Below are 19,033 nucleotides of genomic sequence, written 5' to 3' on the forward strand. Positions count from 1 at the left end.
CAGGCTGACGGGCTCAGATGAGAGCTAAACGCCAAGCTCACATCAACCTTCAAGCTGAATGAAACTCACGCGCGATTTCGGCGACACCCTCCGCATTCAATCGGTAATGCGCATAAAGTGCTGCGGGTGGACCGACTTCGACGTATTTGTCTGGAACGCCGTGCTTGCGAAACCTGCACCTTGGCAGGTCAATTAGCACCTCAGTCACCGCTGATCCGAGACCGCCGGTGATGTTGTGCTCTTCTACGGTCAAGATCGCACCAGTTTCCGCGGCAGCGGCCTTGATCTCATCGCGATCCATCTCGCTGATCGTGAACATGTCGACAACGCGAACAGAGATCCCCTCGCCCGCCAAAACCTCTGCCGCGTCGAGGCTGGCGCGGACCTGCGAGCCGCAGGTGATGATGGTCAAGTCGGTCCCTTCGCGCAGCCGTGCCGCCTTACCGAAAGTAATCTGCGGCACGGACGGATACACCTCCGGATCGCGTCCCCGACCAAGCCGGATATACATCGCCTTGGGATGGTCAACCGAGGCGCGCAGGATCGCGCGCAGGTGATTGGCATCTGTGGCACAAACCACCGTCAGATCGGCCATACAGCGCAACATCCCGAGGTCTTCCAACGCATGATGCGAGCTTCCGTAGAACCCCATCGACATGCCAGAGTGGCTGCCGAGCACTCGGACCTTCATGCGCGGATAGGCGCAGTCTGTGCGGATCGCCTCAGCCCCGAGGATCGCCGCAAAGCTGGCGAAGGTCGCGACATAGGGCACCAAGCCGGTCGAAGCCATGCCCGCCGCCGCCGTGATCATGTTCTTCTCCGCGATGGAGAAATTCACGAAACGCTCAGGGTGCCGGTCGCGAAAATCATTGGTGCGGTTGGCCGAAGCCAGATCCGCCGTCGCCACAGCAATGCGCGGATCGCTGTCGGCCAGATCGGCAAGCTCCTCTCCCAATACAAAGGCCGGCATCCCGGCCTTGGGCGTGCCGCGTACCGAACGGGCATCGCGCAGCCGGGTGCTGCCGGTGGTGGTGCCGCGAAAAATCTCGCTCTCGTCCTGCATATCCTTGGTCATGCCATGCTCTCCGGCTCATAGGGTTTCAGGCCTGCTTCCAACTCGGCCATCACGGCGTCGTAGTCTTCGCCCACAAGGTTGCCGACGTGCCAATCGAGCGACATCTCCATATGCGCCACGCCGCGCCCTTTTACGGTGTCGGCGATGATCACCTGCGGTCGCCCGTCGCGGCCCGAAGGCAGGCGCGCGAATGCCTCTCGGACGGCGTTAAGGTCATGGCCCTCAATGCGCTGCACCTCCCAACCGAAGGCTGCAAAGCGGTCCTCCATTGGCTCAACGGTCATGATGTCTTCGGTATGCCCGTCGATCGAGAGACCGTTGCGGTCCACAATGGCCACGAGGTTCTGCAGTCCGAAATGCCCAGCCGAATTCGCAGCCTCCCAAATCTGTCCCTCGCTCAACTCGCCATCGCCAAGCATCACGTAGGTCCGGTAGTCGCGCTGCGTCATTCGGGCTGCCAGCGCCATGCCAACGCCGATAGAAAGCCCATGCCCCAGCGAGCCGGAGGAAAAGTCGATCCCTTTAACCTTCTTCATATCCGGATGGTCACCGTAGCTTGACCCCAGCCGGGTATAGGTGTCGAGCTCAGAGGGGTCGAAAAACCCCAGATCTGCCAGCACGGGGTAGAGCCCGATGGCGGCATGCCCCTTGGACATGACAAAGCGATCCCGCTCGGGCCACTCTGGCTGACCGGGCTCCAAGCGCATCTGATCGTAGTAGAGGGTCGCGAGCAGTTCGGCACAGGAGAATGTCGATGAGTAATGCCCCGCCCCGGCAATGCGGGACAGGCGCACGGTCTCGGTTCGGATGAACTTCGCCTTTTCTTCCAGAACCGACAGACTGACGTTGTTGCGCTCGGGTTTCATGCGGCGTCTCCTTGATCTTTGGGGCGGTTGCGCGCCAAGGCCGCGAACGCATCCTCTGTGGCCTCCAGCGCGCAGTCGATTTCAGCGTCCGTATGTGCTGTACTCAGGAACATATTGTGGCGATGGTGCAGATAGACCCCGCGGCGCAGCGCCTCTCCGCAGAACGCCTCGCCAAGCGAGGCTTTGGGGTCGTCGCCTGCGAACTGCACAAGCGGCATTGCCACTGGCCCGCTTTGGTTGAGGGCAAAGCCATGGCGCGCGGCCTGTTCGTCCAATCCGTTTCGCAGCCGGTGTCCGGCGCGGGCCATCAGCGCGGGGCCATCGATCCGCACCAATTCATCCAGCGTCGCGACCCCCGCAGCCATCTGCGCCCCGGCGTACCAGAATGAGCCGGTTACAAAGACGCTGTTGGCCGCGTCGCGCAGCCATTCGCTGCCGGTGACGGCTGAAAGCGCGTGACCATTGGCAATAGCCTTGGAAAAGGCGGTCAGGTCTGGGCGCACGCCTGTCCCCTCCCACGATCCGGCCATATTAAGCCGAAATCCCGCCCGCACATCATCAAGCACCATGACCGCGCCACTGTCGTCGCAGTGTTTGCGCACCGCATGGGCAAAGGCTTCGGTCGGCAACTCCTGCGGGATACCAAGGTCATGACGAAACGCCGAAACCACGATCGCGGCCAGGTCGTCCCCCGCGTCGGCGACCGCCGCGACAAGACTGTCGACATCGTTAAAGGTGAAATGCAGCAGATGCGCGCGGTCTTCGCTGGTTACACCCACCAGCGAAGGCGAGCACCAAGGAACCGCCCCGTGGTAGGCCCCTTTCGCGATAAGAATTTTGCGCCGTCCTGTTGCCGCACGGGCGGTGGTAATGCAGGTGGTCATCGCGTCCGATCCGTTTTTCTGCAAAAGCGCCCAGTCCGCATGGGCCACGGTATCTACCAGACGCTCCGCAAGGATCACGGCATGTTCGGTCGGCCCGTTGAGGCAGTTCCCCGCACTCGCCTGTGCCGCCGCAGCCGCTTCGACGCCCTCGTGCTGATGCCCCAGAATGATCGGCCCCCAAGCGCACATAAAGTCGATGTATTCGCGTCCGTCGACATCGGTCACCCGTGCGCCTTTGCCACTAGCGAAGAACTGCGGATAGCCCTTCGGCAGTGCTTCGGCACGCTGATGCCCCCACATGCCGCCGGGAATGACGCGTGCGGCGCGCGCGCGTAGGCGGCTGTCCTGAGACTCGTTGGTCTGAAGCATAGGCGAATTCATCTATCCGCTCCGTTATGAGAATTTGCAATTGTGGGTGCCATGCCGTCCAGCGCCGGATCGGGGCCGGGAAAATGGCAGGCGACGGCATGGTCACACGCGCCCGGCGTCAGGGCGGGGCTGACTTCGGCACAAAGCGGTTGCGCGCGGGGACAACGGGTTCGGAAACGACAGCCCGAAGGCGGGTTCAGCGGGCTGGGCAAATCGCCCTTCAGCATGGTCCGTTTGCGGCTGCGCTCGGCGCGGGGGTCGGCCAGCGGGATCGCCGAAAGCAACGCCTGAGTGTAGGGGTGCTGCGGAGCTGAAAACAGCGCATCTGCCGGACCGACTTCAACGATCTGGCCAAGGTACATCACCGCGATCCGGTGCGAAATATAGCGCACCACGCTAAGGTCATGGGCGATGAACAAAAAGGCGATCCCTAGCCGGTCCTGCAAATCACGCAGCAGGTTCAACACCCCCGCCTGAATGGACACATCCAGCGCCGAGACAGGCTCATCCAGCACCACCACCTTGGGGTCGACCGAAATGGCGCGGGCGATGCCGATGCGCTGCCGTTGTCCGCCCGAAAGCTCGTGCGGATATCGGTCTGCCACGTCTTGTGGCAACTGCACCAGCTCCAACAGGTCACGAATGCGCGTCTCGGTCGCTTTGGCGTCGAGCTTTAACAGGCGCATCCCTTCGGCCAGAATGCGCCGGATGGTTATGCCGGGATGCAGCGAGGACATCGGATCCTGAAACACGATTTGCAGATCCCGCCGGACAGGCCGCATATCCGCTGCATCAAGCCGGGTGATGTTGGCCCCGGCCAACACGATCTCGCCATCGGTGGGTTCAATCAATCGCAGGATGCAGCGGCCCAGCGTCGTCTTACCGCAGCCGCTTTCCCCCACCAGCCCAAAGGTCTGGCCCGGTGCGACGTCAAAGCTCACGTCGCTGACCGCCCGCAAAAGCTGCGCTGGCTTGGTGCCCAGAAGGTTGGAACCGACGGGGTAATCCTTGGAGAGGTTACGCACCGACAGAACTGGCTGGGAGGGAGGTGTTTGGATCATAATGCCCCCTTCTCAAATTCTGCGCGCACTGCACCTTGCGTGCCTGCAACGATTTCTTCGGCACGCAGGCAGGCCACGGATGTGCGGTGTACTGGGCGCAGGGACGGGTCGGTCGCGCGGCAATCAGGGAGTGCCAGCTTGCAGCGCGGCGCGAAGCTACACCCTGCGGGGCGGTCAAAGATTGACGGCGGTGTGCCTTCGATGGACACGAGTTTTTCGGTGATCTTCTCAAGCCGGGGCATCGCGGCGATCAGTCCGCACGTGTAGGGATGGCAGGTGTCGTAGAAGATGTCGTCCGCCGTACCAGTCTCGACCACCCGGCCACCGTACATAACCGCGATGTCCCGCGCCATGCCCGCCACAACGCCTAAGTCATGGGTGATAAGCACCATGCCAATCCCGCGCTCCGCAGCCAATTGCCGCAACAGATCAAGGATTTGCGCCTGCACCGTCACATCAAGCGCGGTTGTCGGCTCATCAGCGATCAGCAGGCTGGGATTATTGGCAAGCGCCATGGCGATCATCGCCCGCTGGCGCATCCCGCCGGAGAATTCATGGGGATACTGATCCGCGCGGCGGTCTGGCTGTGGGATCGAGACTGACGCTAAAAGGTCCAGCACCCGGCGTTTTGCGTCTTGCGTGCTGATCTTGCGGTCATGCAGACGGATCGCTTCAAGGATCTGGTCGCCGATGGTCAACACCGGGTTGAAGGCGCTCAGCGGGTCTTGAAAGATACAGCCGATCTCTTGGCCCAGAATCTGACGGATTTCCCCACGCGGCATGCCAACCAACTCGCGCCCCTTGAACCGGGCCGAGCCGCTAATGATGGCACTTGGTGGCAGCAGTTGTAGCAGGGCCATCATCGCCACAGACTTGCCCGACCCGCTCTCGCCCACGACCCCCAGCACCTCGCCTGCGTCAAGCATAAGGTCAATGCCGCGCACCGCCTCGACCGGACCATGCGGGCCGGGAAAGGCGGCGCGCAGATCACGGATTTCCAAGAGGGGTGCGGCGCTCATTTTGGCCCCCTGCGGTCAAGCACGTCACGCAGACCGTCGCCTAAGAATGCAGTTGCCAGCACCACAGAAAGGATCGCCATGCCAGGGCCAAAAGCGATCCACCAGCTGTAGAATTTCGCCGCCCCTTCCGAGATCATGCTGCCCCATTCCGGGCTTGGCGGCACAGCCCCCAGACCGATAAAGCTGAGCGAGGCGGCCAGCAGCGCCACCTGCCCGAAGTCCATTGTCGCGTTGATCAGCGTGGGCGTCCAGCACAGCGGCAGGATATGCACCACCAGCACGCGCCCGCGCCCGGCTCCGCCTGCGATGGCCGCTTCGACATGTTCGCGGGTGCGGACCTCAAGCACCTGTGCGCGCATCAGCCGCGCATAGATCGGCCACCAGACGATCACCATCGCGAGGCCTGCGTTCGGCAATCCCGGCCCCAAGGTCGCAGCGACGGTCATCGCCAGTAGGATCGGCGGGAACGACAGGGTCACATCGGCGGCCCGCATGATAACAGCATCCGTCCAGCCGCCAAGGTAGCCCGCCGCAGCCCCTAAGGCCGAGCCGATGACAACGGCAGAGACCACTACCATAAGAGCCACGGGGATCGTGTAAGTTGACCCATGTAAGGTCCGCGACAGCACGTCACGACCAAGCGCATCGGTCCCCAGCCAATGGTCAGCGGAGGGCGGCTGCAACCGCCGCCCGGCCATCATCAGCGGATCGACAAGCGGCCAGAACTGAACGGTCAGCAAGGTCACGGCCCAAAACAAAAGGATCAAGATGCCGATCTGTCCGGTCAGGGGCAAGCGGCGCACAAAGGTCCACGCACGGCGAGGCCGGCTGGGGCTTGCGGGGCGAAGGGTCTCGACCGCGCTCATCCCGACACCTTGATGCGCGGGTTGGCCCAAGCATAGGCGATGTCGGTGACCAGATTTGCCAAAAGGAAGGCCGTCGCGCCGACGATGGTGACGCCGCCAATGGCGGGATAGTCCAGCGAACGCGCGGCCGACACGGCATAGGAGCCGATGCCCGGCCAGCTAAAGATCGCCTCGGTCAGGACTGCGCCCGTGATGAGGTAGGCAAAGGTAAAGCCCAACACCGTGAGCACCGGGATAAGCGCGTTGCGCAGCGCGTGGTTAATCAGCACGACCCGCTCGGATGCGCCCTTGGCCCGTGCTGTACGCACATAGTCCTGCCCAAGCGCATCAAGCAGCGATGAGCGGACCAGTCGGGCGACAATGCCGATAACTGACCAGCCCAAAACCAGCGCAGGCAGCGCAAGATGGCTTAGCGTCTCGATGAAAAGTCCGCCGTTCCCGGCCAGTAGCGCATCGACGGTATAAAACCCGGTGACCCCTTCTGGCGCTTGGGTTCGGGCATCAAGCCGTCCCGTGCCGGGCGTCCATTTAAGCTGTACCGAGAAGATATAAAGCATGATCAGACCCGACCAGAAGATCGGCAGCGAGGACCCAAGCAGGGCAAACCCGCGGGCAGCATTGTCGAAGATCGAGTGACGGAACCGTGCCGACAGCAAGCCAATTGCCATACCAAGCGTGGTGCCGACGATCATCGCGGCGACCACCAGTTCCAAGGTCGCGGGCAAACGCTCGGCAATATCGCGGGCGACGGGGCGGCGGGTGTTAAAGGAGGTGCCCATGTCGCCCTGCACCAGATTTTTCATGTAGACGACGTAGCGCACCGGCAAAGGCTTATCCAAACCCCACTGCGCCTCTACGGCCTGCACGATTTCGGGGTTGTTCATCATCCGCTCGGGTACGAGGGCGGAAAGCGGATCGCCCTTCGTGCTTTGCGACAGGATGAAGGCCACACTGGCCACGCCGAGCAGGAGAAACGGCACTCCCAGCACCCGGCGTATGATATAGCGCAGCATGGCCTTGCCCCTTTACTTGCGCGAGATTTCGGCGAGCGGCAGGTTACAGCAGGCGCTGTAGCGAACCCCGTCGATGTCAGCGCGGTGGGCGAGCACAAGGTTGGGGCTGACCAGCGGAATGATGACGTTATCTGCCATCAACTCTCGGCCCAGCTCCTCATACTTCGCGGCGGCCTCTTCACCCGACGCGGCCAGCGCCTGCGCGTAGATTTCGCCCTCTTTCTCGTTCAGCACCGTCTCAGGCGATTGGTAGCCCGCTCGGCTGACCCAAGTGGAGCCTTCGGTCATCCCGAAATATGCTGCATATTGGCCCGAACCGTAGTAGTCGGGTGCGTAGTAAACCGCTGTAAGGTCCGCCGTACCGGCGGCCATCTCTTCGCGCCAGACCGGATAGGTCACCGGTTTGAGCGTGACCTCAACCCCCACCTGCGCGAAGTCCTGTTGCAGCTTTTGCATCATCACGTTGAGGTCAACGCCGTAGACGTTGTCGTTAGGATAAACGGCAACCATCTCAAGCCCGCTGTCCATGCCCGCCTCTGCCAGCATCGACTTCGCTTTTTCCACATCTTGCGCCCGCGGCTCAAGGTTCTGGGTGCCCGGAAAGCCGTTGGGAATGGGTGCTGCGATCTTGTTACCGTTGCCGCCGACCGTGAATTCGATCATCCCGTCATAATCGACTGCGTAGGTCAGCGCCTCCCGCACCTGAGGGGTCAGCTTGTCCTTCATCGCGGTAGAGCCCGGCATGAAAGCGAAGTAGACGAAGTTGAAGGAAGGGATAATCTCAGTCACCACGTCCGGGGTATCGAGGGATTTGGCCGTGTCTGCGTCGATCTGCATGGCAATATCGACTGAGCCCGTTTCCAGCGCCTGCGCCTGACTGACGGAATCCTGCATCTGGGTGATCACCACCTCGGAAAAGGCGGGGGCGGTGCCATAGTAGCTGTCATTGCGCGACAGACGCAGCTCGTCTTCGGGGGCGTAGTTGGCCAGAACGAATGGCCCACTGCCGACCGAATTCTCCAAGAACCAACCTTCGGCTCCATCGGCAGTCGCCGCAGTTTCATCCGCCAGCGCCCCGCCCGCCATCGCGGCTTCGGCGTTCAGGATACCTGTGTAGGGGGCGGAAACCTTATTGAGAAATTCGGAGTTGGGCGCGTCTACCGTTACTTTCACGGTATGGGCATCAACCGCTTCAATGGACTGCGTGCCATCCATCAAGAAGGAGGGCGACCCTTTAAGGTTGCGCAGCCGCTCGAAAGTCCAGACCACGTCGGAAGCTTCAACTGGGCTGCCATCGGAAAAGACGGCCTCGGGGTTTAGGTTGAAGGTGAACTCAGTGAAATTCTCGTTGTGCTCCCAACTTGCCGCAAGTTTTGGCTCCAGTGTCTTATTGTCTGCCCCGAGTGTGATCAGCGGTTCATAGACGGCCGTGAGATATATTTGGCAGGTGTCACAGAAGGCCCGCGACGGATCGAGCGAATTGACGTCCATGGAGCGGCCCACGACGAGCGTATCCTGCGCTGCCACCGCAGAGCCGAACATCAACGCGCTGGTCGTGCCAAAAAGCAGGGCCGTGCCCCGCCGCCGTGCCGTGGTCTTGAAAGATGAAGTCGTATTCATACCATAGTCCCCTTTGCTTGTTTCCCCGCCCCAGCATTCTGTGAGGTCGATGGTTCGGGCAGGACTGATTTGCCATGCCCTTTCGGGCAGGTGACCGCCAATTTGCCCGTCGGCCGTCTGGAAAATGACTGTGATCGGTGCGATTTATTAGCTGGCCCGCTGTGCCATAGAGATCAGGTTAGCGAGGGAATTTTTGGCTGCATAGAGGGTATTGATGGTCAGCAAATCGCCTATAGCTCGTTGTTCTAGAACAGCTCAAATAAAGCTGAATCATCGTGCACAGTGGCCCCAAAGGGTATAAAATCATAGTGCGGAGTAAACCGCTCAGCGTTTAACCATCGCGAAACACATAGAAAGTTAGTGGTAGAAAGTTTTGTTATTTCTCGATTAGCTCGCGCATTGGCAGAATCTCTGGCAAGAAGCAGCGCAAGTAACAGGTCGATGCACGAATGCTTTCGGTCAGATAGCTTTTGGTGATGCAGCGATGCTGTGACCACGAGATAGCCCAGATGCCATCCATGATCCCGATCGACAGCCCGATGCGGTGCTCAAGATCTGGCACGGCAGAGAAGTCGAACCACCGCCTGAACTCTGCCGTGCGGATCGCTGAAAGGGAGGCATTGCCTTGCAAATCCAAAGTGCGCACTTCGGCACTTACTCCCGCCCCCATGAAAAGCCGCAACGCGGCAGGATGGCGATTGAGGTACGCGGCCCCGTCCATCTGTCGGCGGCGGATGATCTCCTGCCAAGAGCCGGGGGGCGGGTCCAACGGCTTTTGTGCGAGTGCGGAAAGCGCCTGATGATAGCGCTGCGCCAAAGCAACAAGGATCGCGTCTTTGTTGGGGAAGAAGTGATAGATCGAGGGCAAAGGGACGCCCGCCGCCTCTGCCACGACGGCAAGGCTTATGTCGCTGTCGGGCGCTTCGGTCAAAATAACCTCTGTGGCGTCAAGGAGTTGCTGAAACCGCGCGATACCTCGCTGCCGCTGTGGCTCTCGGATCCCTGCTCGGCGTGCCACGTGCATTTCTTGGTCCATTGCGTGTCGCTTTTTGTTTATCGAATACCCACTGCTTGAAAGGCTAAGGCGTTAAACCAAAACGTACTACATTATTCACAAGAGTTTTTGCCCCCTTACTTCAGATTACCTCTTGCTCCCAATCTCAAAGCCCAGCGTCTCAGTTTTTAGCTGCCGCTGAGTTTGTTGATTTTTCTGCCCTAAAGAAATGATCGAACCCAATTTCTGATCTCCGATTGCGGTCACAGACAAAGACGGCCGCCGCAATACTCGATATGCCCACGTCTGGGATTACAAAAACACACAAGCGTTAAGTCGGCTGAAGCCAGATGCTCTGATACTGAGCCCCGTTCTATCACTGGTCAGTACCTTGAAGTGATAGCAAAACACCGCAAGAATGCACATCGTAATGAGATGTCGCGCAAGGCGCAGATGCGGCAGTCGGTGTGATATATGTGGGCGTCCCGTGTAGGAGGCACCCCCAAATCTCTTCAGTACTGACATCGAAAATTTCGCGGAAAACCTCGTGAATACAAGGTGGTACCCAAGGTCGAACTCGAACCGGCATGCCTCGCGGCGGGGGATTTTGAATTCAGTCGAAACCTTTATATTTCAGTCTCTTAAATACATGTAGCTCACATCAAAATGGGTAAAATTTCGAACATTGTATGAGTACGGTTTGTGGCACTGGCCATAAGCCCTCTCATCGCGACGATCATAAGTCATCCGTTTCAGAGGTAAGCTTGGTCCGGCAGGAAAAACCTGCCGAACCGCCTGCCTCAGCTCCAATGTGCGACGGACCGTCGCTCGAAGCTCTCGCGGAACTGCTGTGTCGATTTGGGCATCACCTCGCCGCTGCCCCAGTCAAGGATCACCGCGTATTGCCGCACCGCGTCCATCTCGTTGATCTCGCCATTGCGGTACAGGCGCGAAACCTCTTCGGGGTCCATCCGCGCCCAAGCCTTGCGGTTTTCGCGGATATGCGCCCGGGCCTTCCCGGTTGCCTCGACGTCGATTTCATAGTCCAGCATATCGGCGTCATTTACCTTGATGACCACGCCATAGTCGATCTTTGCCCGCTCGACCGAGACATATTCGTCAATCACATCATGACGCACCCGCTCTGGGTCGCGCTCCATCGGATCGCCGTATCCACCACCGCCTGCCGTGGGTCGGGTAAACCTGTCACCGCTCTTGATCTTGTAGTTGGAGAAGACGGATCCCAGCCAGTTCTGTTCGCCGGTCTCTGCGTGTTCAACCATCAGACCGTGGGGCATGGACGGCAGGCCGCCTTCAACGCCCCAAACAACGGCCCGTTCCCGGTCGCAGATATAGGACATCACGGTGTTGTCTGCCTCCAGCAGCGTCGAGGCCTTGATAACGCCCGCACCGCCGCGCCATTTGCCGGGGCCGGGGCTGTCCTGCTTGATCTGGAATTCATCCGCCCGCGTCGGGTTTACCCGCTCGTTGCCCTCGGAAGGCTGCGACATCAAACCAGTGCCGAAACAAGCGGTGGTGACATCGCTGCCGTCCTTGCCGTTGCGCCCGCCCCAGCCGCCGGGGAGCCATTCGTAGAACATGTAGATCGGCTTTTCAGGCTTGCGCAGGTCGTTGCCCCCGGCAAGTAGGTATTCAAGGTTAAAGGCACAGGCGATCGCGCGTTCTGGCATGATCTGGGACCACATCTCGAAAATCGCGTTCATGATCTTCTCAAACGGCATCAGGAAGCCGGTGACGGCAACGGGCCATTCGGCGCTTACCACGCTGTTCTTGGGCGCTTTGATCTCGACCATGCGATAGAAGCCGCTGTTAAGCGGCAGGTCGGGGAAAAAGGTCTTCATCCCCGCCACCACGGCCGAGAATGTCGCCCCATGCGCGGAGTTGTAGATCGACGAGATCGTGGGGTGACTACCCTCGAAATCATAAATGATTTCATCGCCTTTGATCGTCATCTTGATGTGGATCGGGATCATCCCCTCGCCTGCTCCGGGGTCGCGATCGATGTAATCCACGGCCTCCCATGTGCCGTCGGGCAGGTCCGAGATGCGCTGGCGCACGGCGCGCTCGACATAGTCCTGAACCTCTTCCATGCCTTGGATCACCTGATCGCGCCCGTATTTTCCAACAAGGCGTTGAAGTTCGCGTTCAGCGACCTGCGTGGCCTGCGCCTGCGAGTGGATGTCACCGATGATAGAGGCTGGATCGCGCGTGTTGGCCGCAATCATATTGGCTACGTCGGCGCAGAACTTACCCTTGCGGAACAGCCGGATCGGCGTGATCCGCACGGCCTCGCCAAACATCTCATGGGCCGTGACGTTGAACGATCCGGGCACCGAGCCGCCAAGGTCAGACCAATGCCCGTTGGACTGCGAGAAGCCGATCAGGGTTTCTTCGTCAAAGATCGGGCGGATCAGGCGCACATCGCTAAAGTGCGTGCCCCCCGCGTAGGGATCGTTGATCGCATAGACATCGCCGGGGTACATATCGCCCTCAAAGGCGCGGATCACATCCTTGCAGGTGTAATGCAGCGTGCCCACATGCACCGCGATATCCGAGTTGCCCTGCGCCACGCAGTTGCCTTGAGCATCATGCAACCCGTTCGAGAAGTCACGGTTGTAGATTACAAAGGAATAACAGGTGCGCAGCATTTGCTCTGCCATCTGGTCGACAGAGGTGATGAAAGAGTTTTTCAGAACTTCGAAGGTGACCGGATCAAGGTCGGGTCTGGATAGGGTGTTCATGGTTCAATCCTTCACGCGAATAAGAATGTTCATGTATTGATCGACCGACGCCTTTGCCTTGGGCGGTATGACCACAGTGGAATCGACTTGCTCAACGATGGCGGGGCCGCTGAACTCGGCCCCAGCCTTCATTTTCGACCGGTCATAAACGGCAGCCTCGCAGGCCTCGCCTTTGAACCAGACGGCGCGGTGCCCATCAGGTTCGGGCGTGTGTTTGACCACGTCGAAGGACGGCAATTCGGCCTTTTGCACCACGCCGGTGGCCTTGACCCCGACGCGGAAAATGCTGACGGGGGAATCTTCGCGCCGGAAATTGTATTCCCGCTCATGTTCGGCGTGAAATCCGTTCACGAGGTCTTCGGTGCTGGTGATCTTTGACGGTGCCGACACCGCCAGCGAGCGCCACTGACCTTGGTACATCATCTCGACCGTACGCTGCAAAACCGTGTTGTCCGGCGATACGCCCTCGTGGCGCAACCGCTCGACCGCCTCTTTCTCGATCCGGGCAAAGGCGGCTTCGAGGTCTTCGGGCGTCGTGCTGGCGGCATCGGCCATGAAACTGTCCGAGAAGTCATGCTGGATATCGACCAGCAGGCAGCCCATTGCGGAGGTGACACCGGGGTTGGGCGGCACGATGACAATCGGGATCGACAACTCGCGGGCGACCGCCGCACCGTGCAGCGCACCGGCCCCCCCGAAGGCGACCAAGGCGAAATCGCGGGGGTCATGTCCACGGCTGATCGACAGCAGGCGCACGGCGTTGGCCATATTGGCATTGGCCACGTCGATGATGGCCTCAGCCGCCGCGTGCAACTCCATCCCAAAGGGCTCCGCCACCGTTTCGCGCACCGCCTTTTCCGCGAGGTCGGGGTCGAGCGTGATGTCCCCCCCCGCGAGGCTGTGGCCTAGGCGGCCAAGGACGACATTGGCGTCGCTGTTCGTCGCGACCTCATTGCCGTTGGAATAACAGGCCGGTCCGGGATGCGCCCCGGCAGATTGGGGGCCGTTGCGCAACGATCCGCCCTCGTCTTTCCACGCCAGCGATCCGCCGCCCGCGCCGATGGTCAGCACCTCGATGCTCGGAAAGCGGATCGGGTAGCCGTATTCGATATACCAATCCTTGGTGACCGTGGATTCCCCCCGGTACGTCAGCGATACATCGGTGCTGGTGCCGCCCATGTCGAACCCGATGGAGTTCTCATAGCCGCAAAGGTTGCCGATAAAGCGGCTGGCGATGGCCCCCGCCGCGATGCCAGACCCGGCCAAGCGGGCGGCAAAATCCTTCACGCTCGCCGGGGTCATCACGCCACCCCCGGTGTGCAGCAGCAACAAATCACGTTTGTAGCCGCCCTCCTCCAGCTTGTCGCTGAGACGTGACACGTAGTCGACCACCACGGGCGAGACGACAGCGTTGACCATTGTGGTCGAGAACCGCTCGTGTTCGAAAATCTCAGGCATCACCTCGGATGAGATCGAGATATGCACGTCCGGCATCACCTCGCGAAGGATTTCGCGCATGCGAACCTCGTTCTCGCCATTGACGTAGGAGTTGATGAAGCAGACCGCGATTGCTTTGACGTCGCGCTTCTTGAGCACGGCAGCGACGCGGCGGGCGTCCTCTTCGTCCAACTCTCGGATTATCTTGCCGCTTGCGTCGATGCGCTCTTTGACGGTCAACCGGTCGCGGCGGGGGATGTAGGGTTTGGCCACGTCCTTGTAGGTGTCCCAAAGGTCTTCTTTGTTCGAGCGCCGGATTTCCACAACGTCGCGGAAGCCTTCGGTGCACACCATTGCGGCGCGTGGGAGTTTGCGGGTAATCAGCGCATTGGTGGCCACCGTTGTGCCATGCGAAAACATGGTGACATCCGAAAGGTCGACCTGAGCATCCGACACGCCTGTCATGATCGCGCGCATCGGGTCATCAGGTGTCGAGGGGGTCTTTTCGATGCGAATTTGACCGCTTTCCTCGTCCATGATGCATACATCGGTAAAGGTCCCTCCGACGTCTACCGCCACTCTCGTCTTGGTCATTTGCTGTTCCTAACTTGTTGCACGCCTGTCGGATGGCCGACCGGCATTGTTCTGCACCGCGAGGGCTCAGTCATTTGGTTTCGTTGAATGGGTGTTGCTTGGTCAGTCGGGGCGGTGCTCCGCCTCCGTCCGGGCTTTTTTGCGGGTTGCTGTTGGCGTGCAGCCAAAACGGCTGCGGTAGTGTTTGCAGAACTGCGCGTGGTCGTAAAAACCCCATTTGTGGGCAATCTGTGCCATCGTCGAACTGTCATGGCCCATCGTGAGCGTCTCGTGACAGCGGGTCAGCCGCTTGTCGCGGATATAGCCCGCGACCGAACAGTCGTTCTCGGCAAACAGACCTTGCAGGTAGCGTCGCGAAATCCCGCAGGATTCCGCCACCAGCATCGGGGTCAGCTTTGGGTTTGCGAGGTTGTCGCGGATGAATTGCTCTGCGCGTTGCAAATGTGCAGCGCGGATGGTGGAAACGGAACTGTCCAGAATACGATCATCGCTGCGCATCGACAGGCAAAGAAGGTCAAGCAGGTGCTGGCCTGCCAATTCGCGCGCGGCGTCGTTGATGACTTCGATACTGTCGATGGTGTTACGCACCGCCCCCACGAAAAATGACCCGACACCCGATGTCGCGTCAAAGGTCAGCGCGCTGAGGCGCTCAGTCGGCCCCAATCGGGACTGCACGCTGGCGGTCGGGACTTTGAGCACCCAAAGCTTGTTGCGCCGCGCATGGGAGAATTCATAAGGCATGTCCCCCTGCTCCACCAAGAAGCTGCCAGGGGCGCAGCGGGTCTCGCGCGATGACTGCTCAAAGAGCACATCCCCTGCTTGAGGGATCGTGATGAGCAGGCTGCTGTCCTTTTCTTCGGCAAAGTGGCTTTTGTGACGGCGGTACATGACGGCGTCGCAGTGCATCTCTGACAGCCCCAGAATGCCCAGCCCCCACGACCTGAGCGACCCGTTGAACGCCTGCGGATCGTGGCACTGTACCGACAGCGGAAAATAGGTCTCAGAGATTGTCCGGGACCATATCGCGCTCTTGTCGGTCGCTCCGCTATTATCGGTTGAAACTAACATTCCTTACTCCCGTACAACGCTTTGCGTGAAACCGCGGACCTCAAACCCTTCGGTAAACTCTATCCAGAACCAACGCGCGAAATAGGTGATTTGCGCACAAAAATTTGGATCAGTTTTGGCGGGCGGCATGTTCGAGGAACTCAACCTCAATAAAGGCAAACTCCCCGTCGTTCCCGTTCAGCACATCATGCTCAACACCGCGCTTGCGGAAATAGGGCACCCCGACCTTCAGTTCCGATCGGCTGAGGACCCCCTTCGCATCGCGGATTTCCAGCACCCCGTCCTGGATGGGCACAACCAGATAATCGTATTCGTGGCGGTGCCAGCCGGTATTGTCGCCGCGCCCCGAAAAACTCCAGCGGGTGACGCGGGTGCGCGGGTTCTCGATTAAAACGGCCGAAACCGCGGTGCCTCGATCACCGGCGTTGCACATCCTTCACCCCCTCCTCATCCTAGATCGGCGCAGCATGCTGCACCCCTATCAAGGGCAATGCTAGCCATTCTCAGGCCATCCGTCGAATGATTTGGCGCAGCGCGGTGAATTCGCCGCCAAAGGGTCAGCCGACGAGCGATATCACCAAGGGCAGTGAAATCGCGGAAAAGGCGGTGCCGTAAAGAACGGTGCGTGCGGAAAGCGGCACGCTAATCCCCTCTGCACGCGCCATCACATAGACATTCGCCGCCGGGGGCAAAGCGCCCATGATGATCGCGGTTGCGACCCAGATCGGATCGAACCCAGAGAAGACCATGAAGGCCGAGGCCACCGCCAGAGGATGCAAGATAAGCTTCACCCCAAGGCAGGCGCCAAGCCGCGCGCCCATGGCGCCCCCGCGATTGCGGGCCAATGTGAGGCCCAGCGAAAACAGCGCTGCGGGGGCGGCGGCGTCTTGAAATCCGGTGAGAGGCGTGTCGAGGAAAGTCGGCAGCACCCAGCCCGTGCGCGCAAAGACGAGTGCGGCCAGCGTGGCAAGGATGAACGGATGGGTCACAACTTTGCGCAGGGATTGAGTCAAACGGGCAAAGCCGCGCCGCCCTTCGCCGATCATAGCGGGCCAAATGGTAAAGATCAGCAAGACATCGGCGCAGAACACGAAAGCCGCGGGCGCCCCCGCCGCGGGGCCAAGCACGGCGACCGTCAGTGCAGGCCCCATGTAGCCAATGTTGGAATAGCTCGCCGCAAGGCCGAAGACTGCCGCATGGTCCCCGGTCTTGTTGCCGCGCCCGATCAGCCAGCCGATCAGAAACATCAGCCCGGTCATCGCGGTGGTCACGGCCAGAAAGCCCAAGAGACTGGCCGCGCCCGGCGGCACCACCCGCACCGATTGAAATAGCAGCGCTGGCAGCGCGAGGTAGAAGATGAAAGCATCCAGCCAGCGCTGCTGTTCCGCCCCGTGCCGCAGCAAAAGCTGGGCCACAACACCTGCGAGAATGTAGATAAAGAAGGGTGCAATCAGGCCCAGACCAGCGATCACAACAGGTCGCTCGTCAGCTTTGACACGATACTCTCACATGCGTTGGTTCGGGAATTCATGGCGCAACTCTATGGATAAATTCCGAGGGCGCTACAAGACTGTCGCGCCTAAAATTGCAACTTGGGAGATAGGAAGGCAGAGGTGAAATACGACTTCAGCGCTTGTTTGGCGGGCGTCAACGGTATGGACCGATTGACGGCCAGGCCGACATCCATCGTGGGAATTTCCACATCTGTCACCACCGTTTCGATCCGTCGCCCTTCCAGTGACCAAGGCCGATAGACCATATCCGACAGGATCGTGACCCCCTGCCCGTTCGCCACCAGCGAACGCACCGCCTCCACCGAAGACGTGCGCAACTTGATGCTCGGGTGCGCGTTGTTGCTGTTCCAGTATTTCATTGAGGAATGCGCGGCTTCGTCCACGGTCAGCATGACGTATGGCTCTTTGGCAATGCTATGCAGCGACACTGCCCCGCCGTCGCAAAACCGATGCCCCGCCGGGACCCACAACCGCCTTGGGGATTTCAGCAAAGTCAGCGTCTCGATCCCGTCGCGGTGGATGTTCGAGGTCAGGGCGACGGCCATGTCGATCTGGCCGCGCAGCAGTTGTTCCTCAATGCTCTGGCGGTTCAATTCGACGATGCGAATGTCGATACCGGGGTAAAGCTGCGCTAATCGCCCCAGATGGAACGGCAGGAAATACCCGAGGACTGTATAGGTCGCGGCGATGGTCAAGCTGCCGGTGATGTCAGAGGTGCCACGGTGGATTTGATGGGCCGCATCGACCTTTTCCAGAATGTCCCGCGCCACCGGCAGGAACTCCCGCCCCGCATCCGTCAACTCCATACCCTGAGCGCGGCGTTGAAACAGGGTAACGGCCAAAAGCGCCTCAAGATCGCGGACCGACCCCGTAACCGCAGATTGAGAAATCGAAAGCAATTTTGCCGCGCGGCTGACCTGTCCGGTTTCGGCTGTCGCCACAAAATACTTCAAGTGCTTAAAATTCAACCTCTACCCCCCTGATCCGTGGCACCAAGCATTATCTAAAAATCCAATAATGAAACAATGAAAAAAAGAAATATCAATTTTGCATCAAGCTGCCATCATAGGTCCAGACCAGTGGAGGTGTGATAATGAAAGAGGCCGTCGATCTAAATTGTGACATGGGCGAAGGATTTGGCCAGTGGGTGCTGGGCGATGCGCCAGACGAAGAGATCATGCAGATCATCAGTTCCGCCAATATCGCAGCGGGTTTCCATGCGGGCGACCCCAACTCAATGGACCGTGTCGTCAAATTGGCCCAGGCGCATGGCGTTGGGCTGGGCGCGCACCCGGGCTATGCGGATCTTCAGGGCTTCGGGCGGCGCTACATAAAGACCGATGCGGCAGAGTTGATCAATGACATCGTCTATCAGATTGGCGCGATCCGCGAATTCGGCCGCCGCCATGGCGCACCCTTGCAGCACATAAAGCTTCACGGTGCGCTTTATATGGAAGCTGCTGTGAACGAAGAACTATCGCAGATGCTGGTTGATACACTACAGGCCACCAGCCCCGACGCGCTGCTGTTTTGCATGAGCGTCTCCAAGACCTATGCCGCCGCCAAACGGGCGGGCTACCCCGTCATCCGCGAGTTCTATGCAGATCGGGACTACGGCAATTCCGGTTCAATCGTCTTTACCCGGCAGGTCGGGCGGCCCGATCCACAACAGATTGCTGAGAAATGCGTTAAGGCATGCAAGACCGGCATGGTCACCACCGTCGAGGGCGATGAGATTGAAATCCCGTTCGACTCGATCTGTTTTCATTCCGACACACCCGGTGCGCTGGCTATGGGCCAAGCCATCCGTGCGGGCCTGCTTGACGCAGGCATACGCATCGCCAGCGCCGCTGAAGTCGCGAAAACCCTTTAAGTACATCACTCTAGCAGG

General features: G+C 59.9%; 16 protein-coding genes. 1 reads left to right on the forward strand and 15 read right to left on the reverse strand.

Features of this window, described 5'->3' with window-relative positions:
• Positions 1-49: 49 nt before the first annotated feature.
• From ACSQ16_RS12745 to ACSQ16_RS12815, 15 genes are all read right to left on the reverse strand, one after another.
• On the reverse strand, positions 50-1,075 hold the full coding sequence (locus ACSQ16_RS12745) for a transketolase family protein (RefSeq protein WP_243262925.1): 1,026 nt from the start codon (positions 1,073-1,075) through the stop codon (positions 50-52).
• Positions 1,072-1,941 carry a transketolase gene (locus ACSQ16_RS12750; protein ID WP_243262924.1) on the reverse strand — a complete coding sequence of 290 codons (870 nt, stop codon included), beginning with the start codon at positions 1,939-1,941 and terminating at the stop codon, positions 1,072-1,074. The genes ACSQ16_RS12745 and ACSQ16_RS12750 overlap by 4 nt, the downstream gene beginning before the upstream one ends.
• A complete protein-coding gene (locus ACSQ16_RS12755; protein ID WP_243262923.1) occupies positions 1,938-3,206 on the reverse strand; it encodes an aminotransferase class III-fold pyridoxal phosphate-dependent enzyme in 1,269 nt (422 codons plus the stop codon). The genes ACSQ16_RS12750 and ACSQ16_RS12755 overlap by 4 nt, the downstream gene beginning before the upstream one ends.
• Positions 3,203-4,255 carry an ABC transporter ATP-binding protein gene (locus tag ACSQ16_RS12760; RefSeq protein ID WP_243262922.1) on the reverse strand — a complete coding sequence of 351 codons (1,053 nt, stop codon included), beginning with the start codon at positions 4,253-4,255 and terminating at the stop codon, positions 3,203-3,205. The genes ACSQ16_RS12755 and ACSQ16_RS12760 overlap by 4 nt, the downstream gene beginning before the upstream one ends.
• A complete protein-coding gene (locus ACSQ16_RS12765; RefSeq protein ID WP_243262921.1) occupies positions 4,252-5,274 on the reverse strand; it encodes an ABC transporter ATP-binding protein in 1,023 nt (340 codons plus the stop codon). Before ACSQ16_RS12765 ends, ACSQ16_RS12760 begins: the two co-directional genes overlap by 4 nt.
• Positions 5,271-6,140 carry an ABC transporter permease gene (locus tag ACSQ16_RS12770; protein WP_243262920.1) on the reverse strand — a complete coding sequence of 290 codons (870 nt, stop codon included), beginning with the start codon at positions 6,138-6,140 and terminating at the stop codon, positions 5,271-5,273. The genes ACSQ16_RS12765 and ACSQ16_RS12770 overlap by 4 nt, the downstream gene beginning before the upstream one ends.
• Entirely contained in the window at positions 6,137-7,153 is a 1,017-nt protein-coding gene (locus tag ACSQ16_RS12775) for an ABC transporter permease (RefSeq protein ID WP_243262919.1), read from the reverse strand. The genes ACSQ16_RS12770 and ACSQ16_RS12775 overlap by 4 nt, the downstream gene beginning before the upstream one ends.
• Before the next feature lie 12 nt (positions 7,154-7,165).
• Positions 7,166-8,773 carry an ABC transporter substrate-binding protein gene (locus tag ACSQ16_RS12780; RefSeq protein WP_243262918.1) on the reverse strand — a complete coding sequence of 536 codons (1,608 nt, stop codon included), beginning with the start codon at positions 8,771-8,773 and terminating at the stop codon, positions 7,166-7,168.
• A 376-nt stretch (positions 8,774-9,149) separates the two neighbouring features.
• Entirely contained in the window at positions 9,150-9,809 is a 660-nt protein-coding gene (locus tag ACSQ16_RS12785; protein WP_243262917.1) for a TetR/AcrR family transcriptional regulator, read from the reverse strand.
• Between the two features lie 758 nt (positions 9,810-10,567).
• Positions 10,568-12,529: a hydantoinase B/oxoprolinase family protein gene (locus tag ACSQ16_RS12790; protein WP_243262916.1), complete on the reverse strand. Its 1,962-nt coding sequence runs from the start codon at positions 12,527-12,529 to the stop codon at positions 10,568-10,570.
• Between the two features lie 3 nt (positions 12,530-12,532).
• On the reverse strand, positions 12,533-14,560 hold the full coding sequence (locus ACSQ16_RS12795; RefSeq protein ID WP_243262915.1) for a hydantoinase/oxoprolinase family protein: 2,028 nt from the start codon (positions 14,558-14,560) through the stop codon (positions 12,533-12,535).
• A 102-nt stretch (positions 14,561-14,662) separates the two neighbouring features.
• Complete coding sequence (locus ACSQ16_RS12800; RefSeq protein WP_243262914.1) at positions 14,663-15,628, reverse strand: helix-turn-helix domain-containing protein; 966 nt, start codon at positions 15,626-15,628, stop codon at positions 14,663-14,665.
• Positions 15,629-15,737: 109 nt separating this feature from the next.
• Positions 15,738-16,061, reverse strand: coding sequence for a cupin (locus ACSQ16_RS12805; protein ID WP_243262913.1), 324 nt, complete (start codon positions 16,059-16,061; stop codon positions 15,738-15,740).
• 124 nt (positions 16,062-16,185) lie between these two features.
• Positions 16,186-17,100 (reverse strand): AEC family transporter, encoded by a 915-nt coding sequence (locus tag ACSQ16_RS12810; RefSeq protein WP_243262912.1) that lies wholly within the window; start codon positions 17,098-17,100, stop codon positions 16,186-16,188.
• A 107-nt stretch (positions 17,101-17,207) separates the two neighbouring features.
• Positions 17,208-18,110 carry a LysR family transcriptional regulator gene (locus ACSQ16_RS12815; RefSeq protein WP_093926452.1) on the reverse strand — a complete coding sequence of 301 codons (903 nt, stop codon included), beginning with the start codon at positions 18,108-18,110 and terminating at the stop codon, positions 17,208-17,210.
• A gap of 125 nt (positions 18,111-18,235) precedes the next feature.
• On the opposite strand from ACSQ16_RS12815, the gene ACSQ16_RS12820 reads away from it, so the two are divergent.
• A complete protein-coding gene (locus ACSQ16_RS12820) occupies positions 18,236-19,015 on the forward strand; it encodes a 5-oxoprolinase subunit PxpA (protein ID WP_243262911.1) in 780 nt (259 codons plus the stop codon).
• Positions 19,016-19,033: the final 18 nt, after the last annotated feature.

Source organism: Sulfitobacter sp. SH24 (genome assembly GCF_965641895.1).
GTDB classification, from domain to species: domain Bacteria; phylum Pseudomonadota; class Alphaproteobacteria; order Rhodobacterales; family Rhodobacteraceae; genus Sulfitobacter; species Sulfitobacter dubius.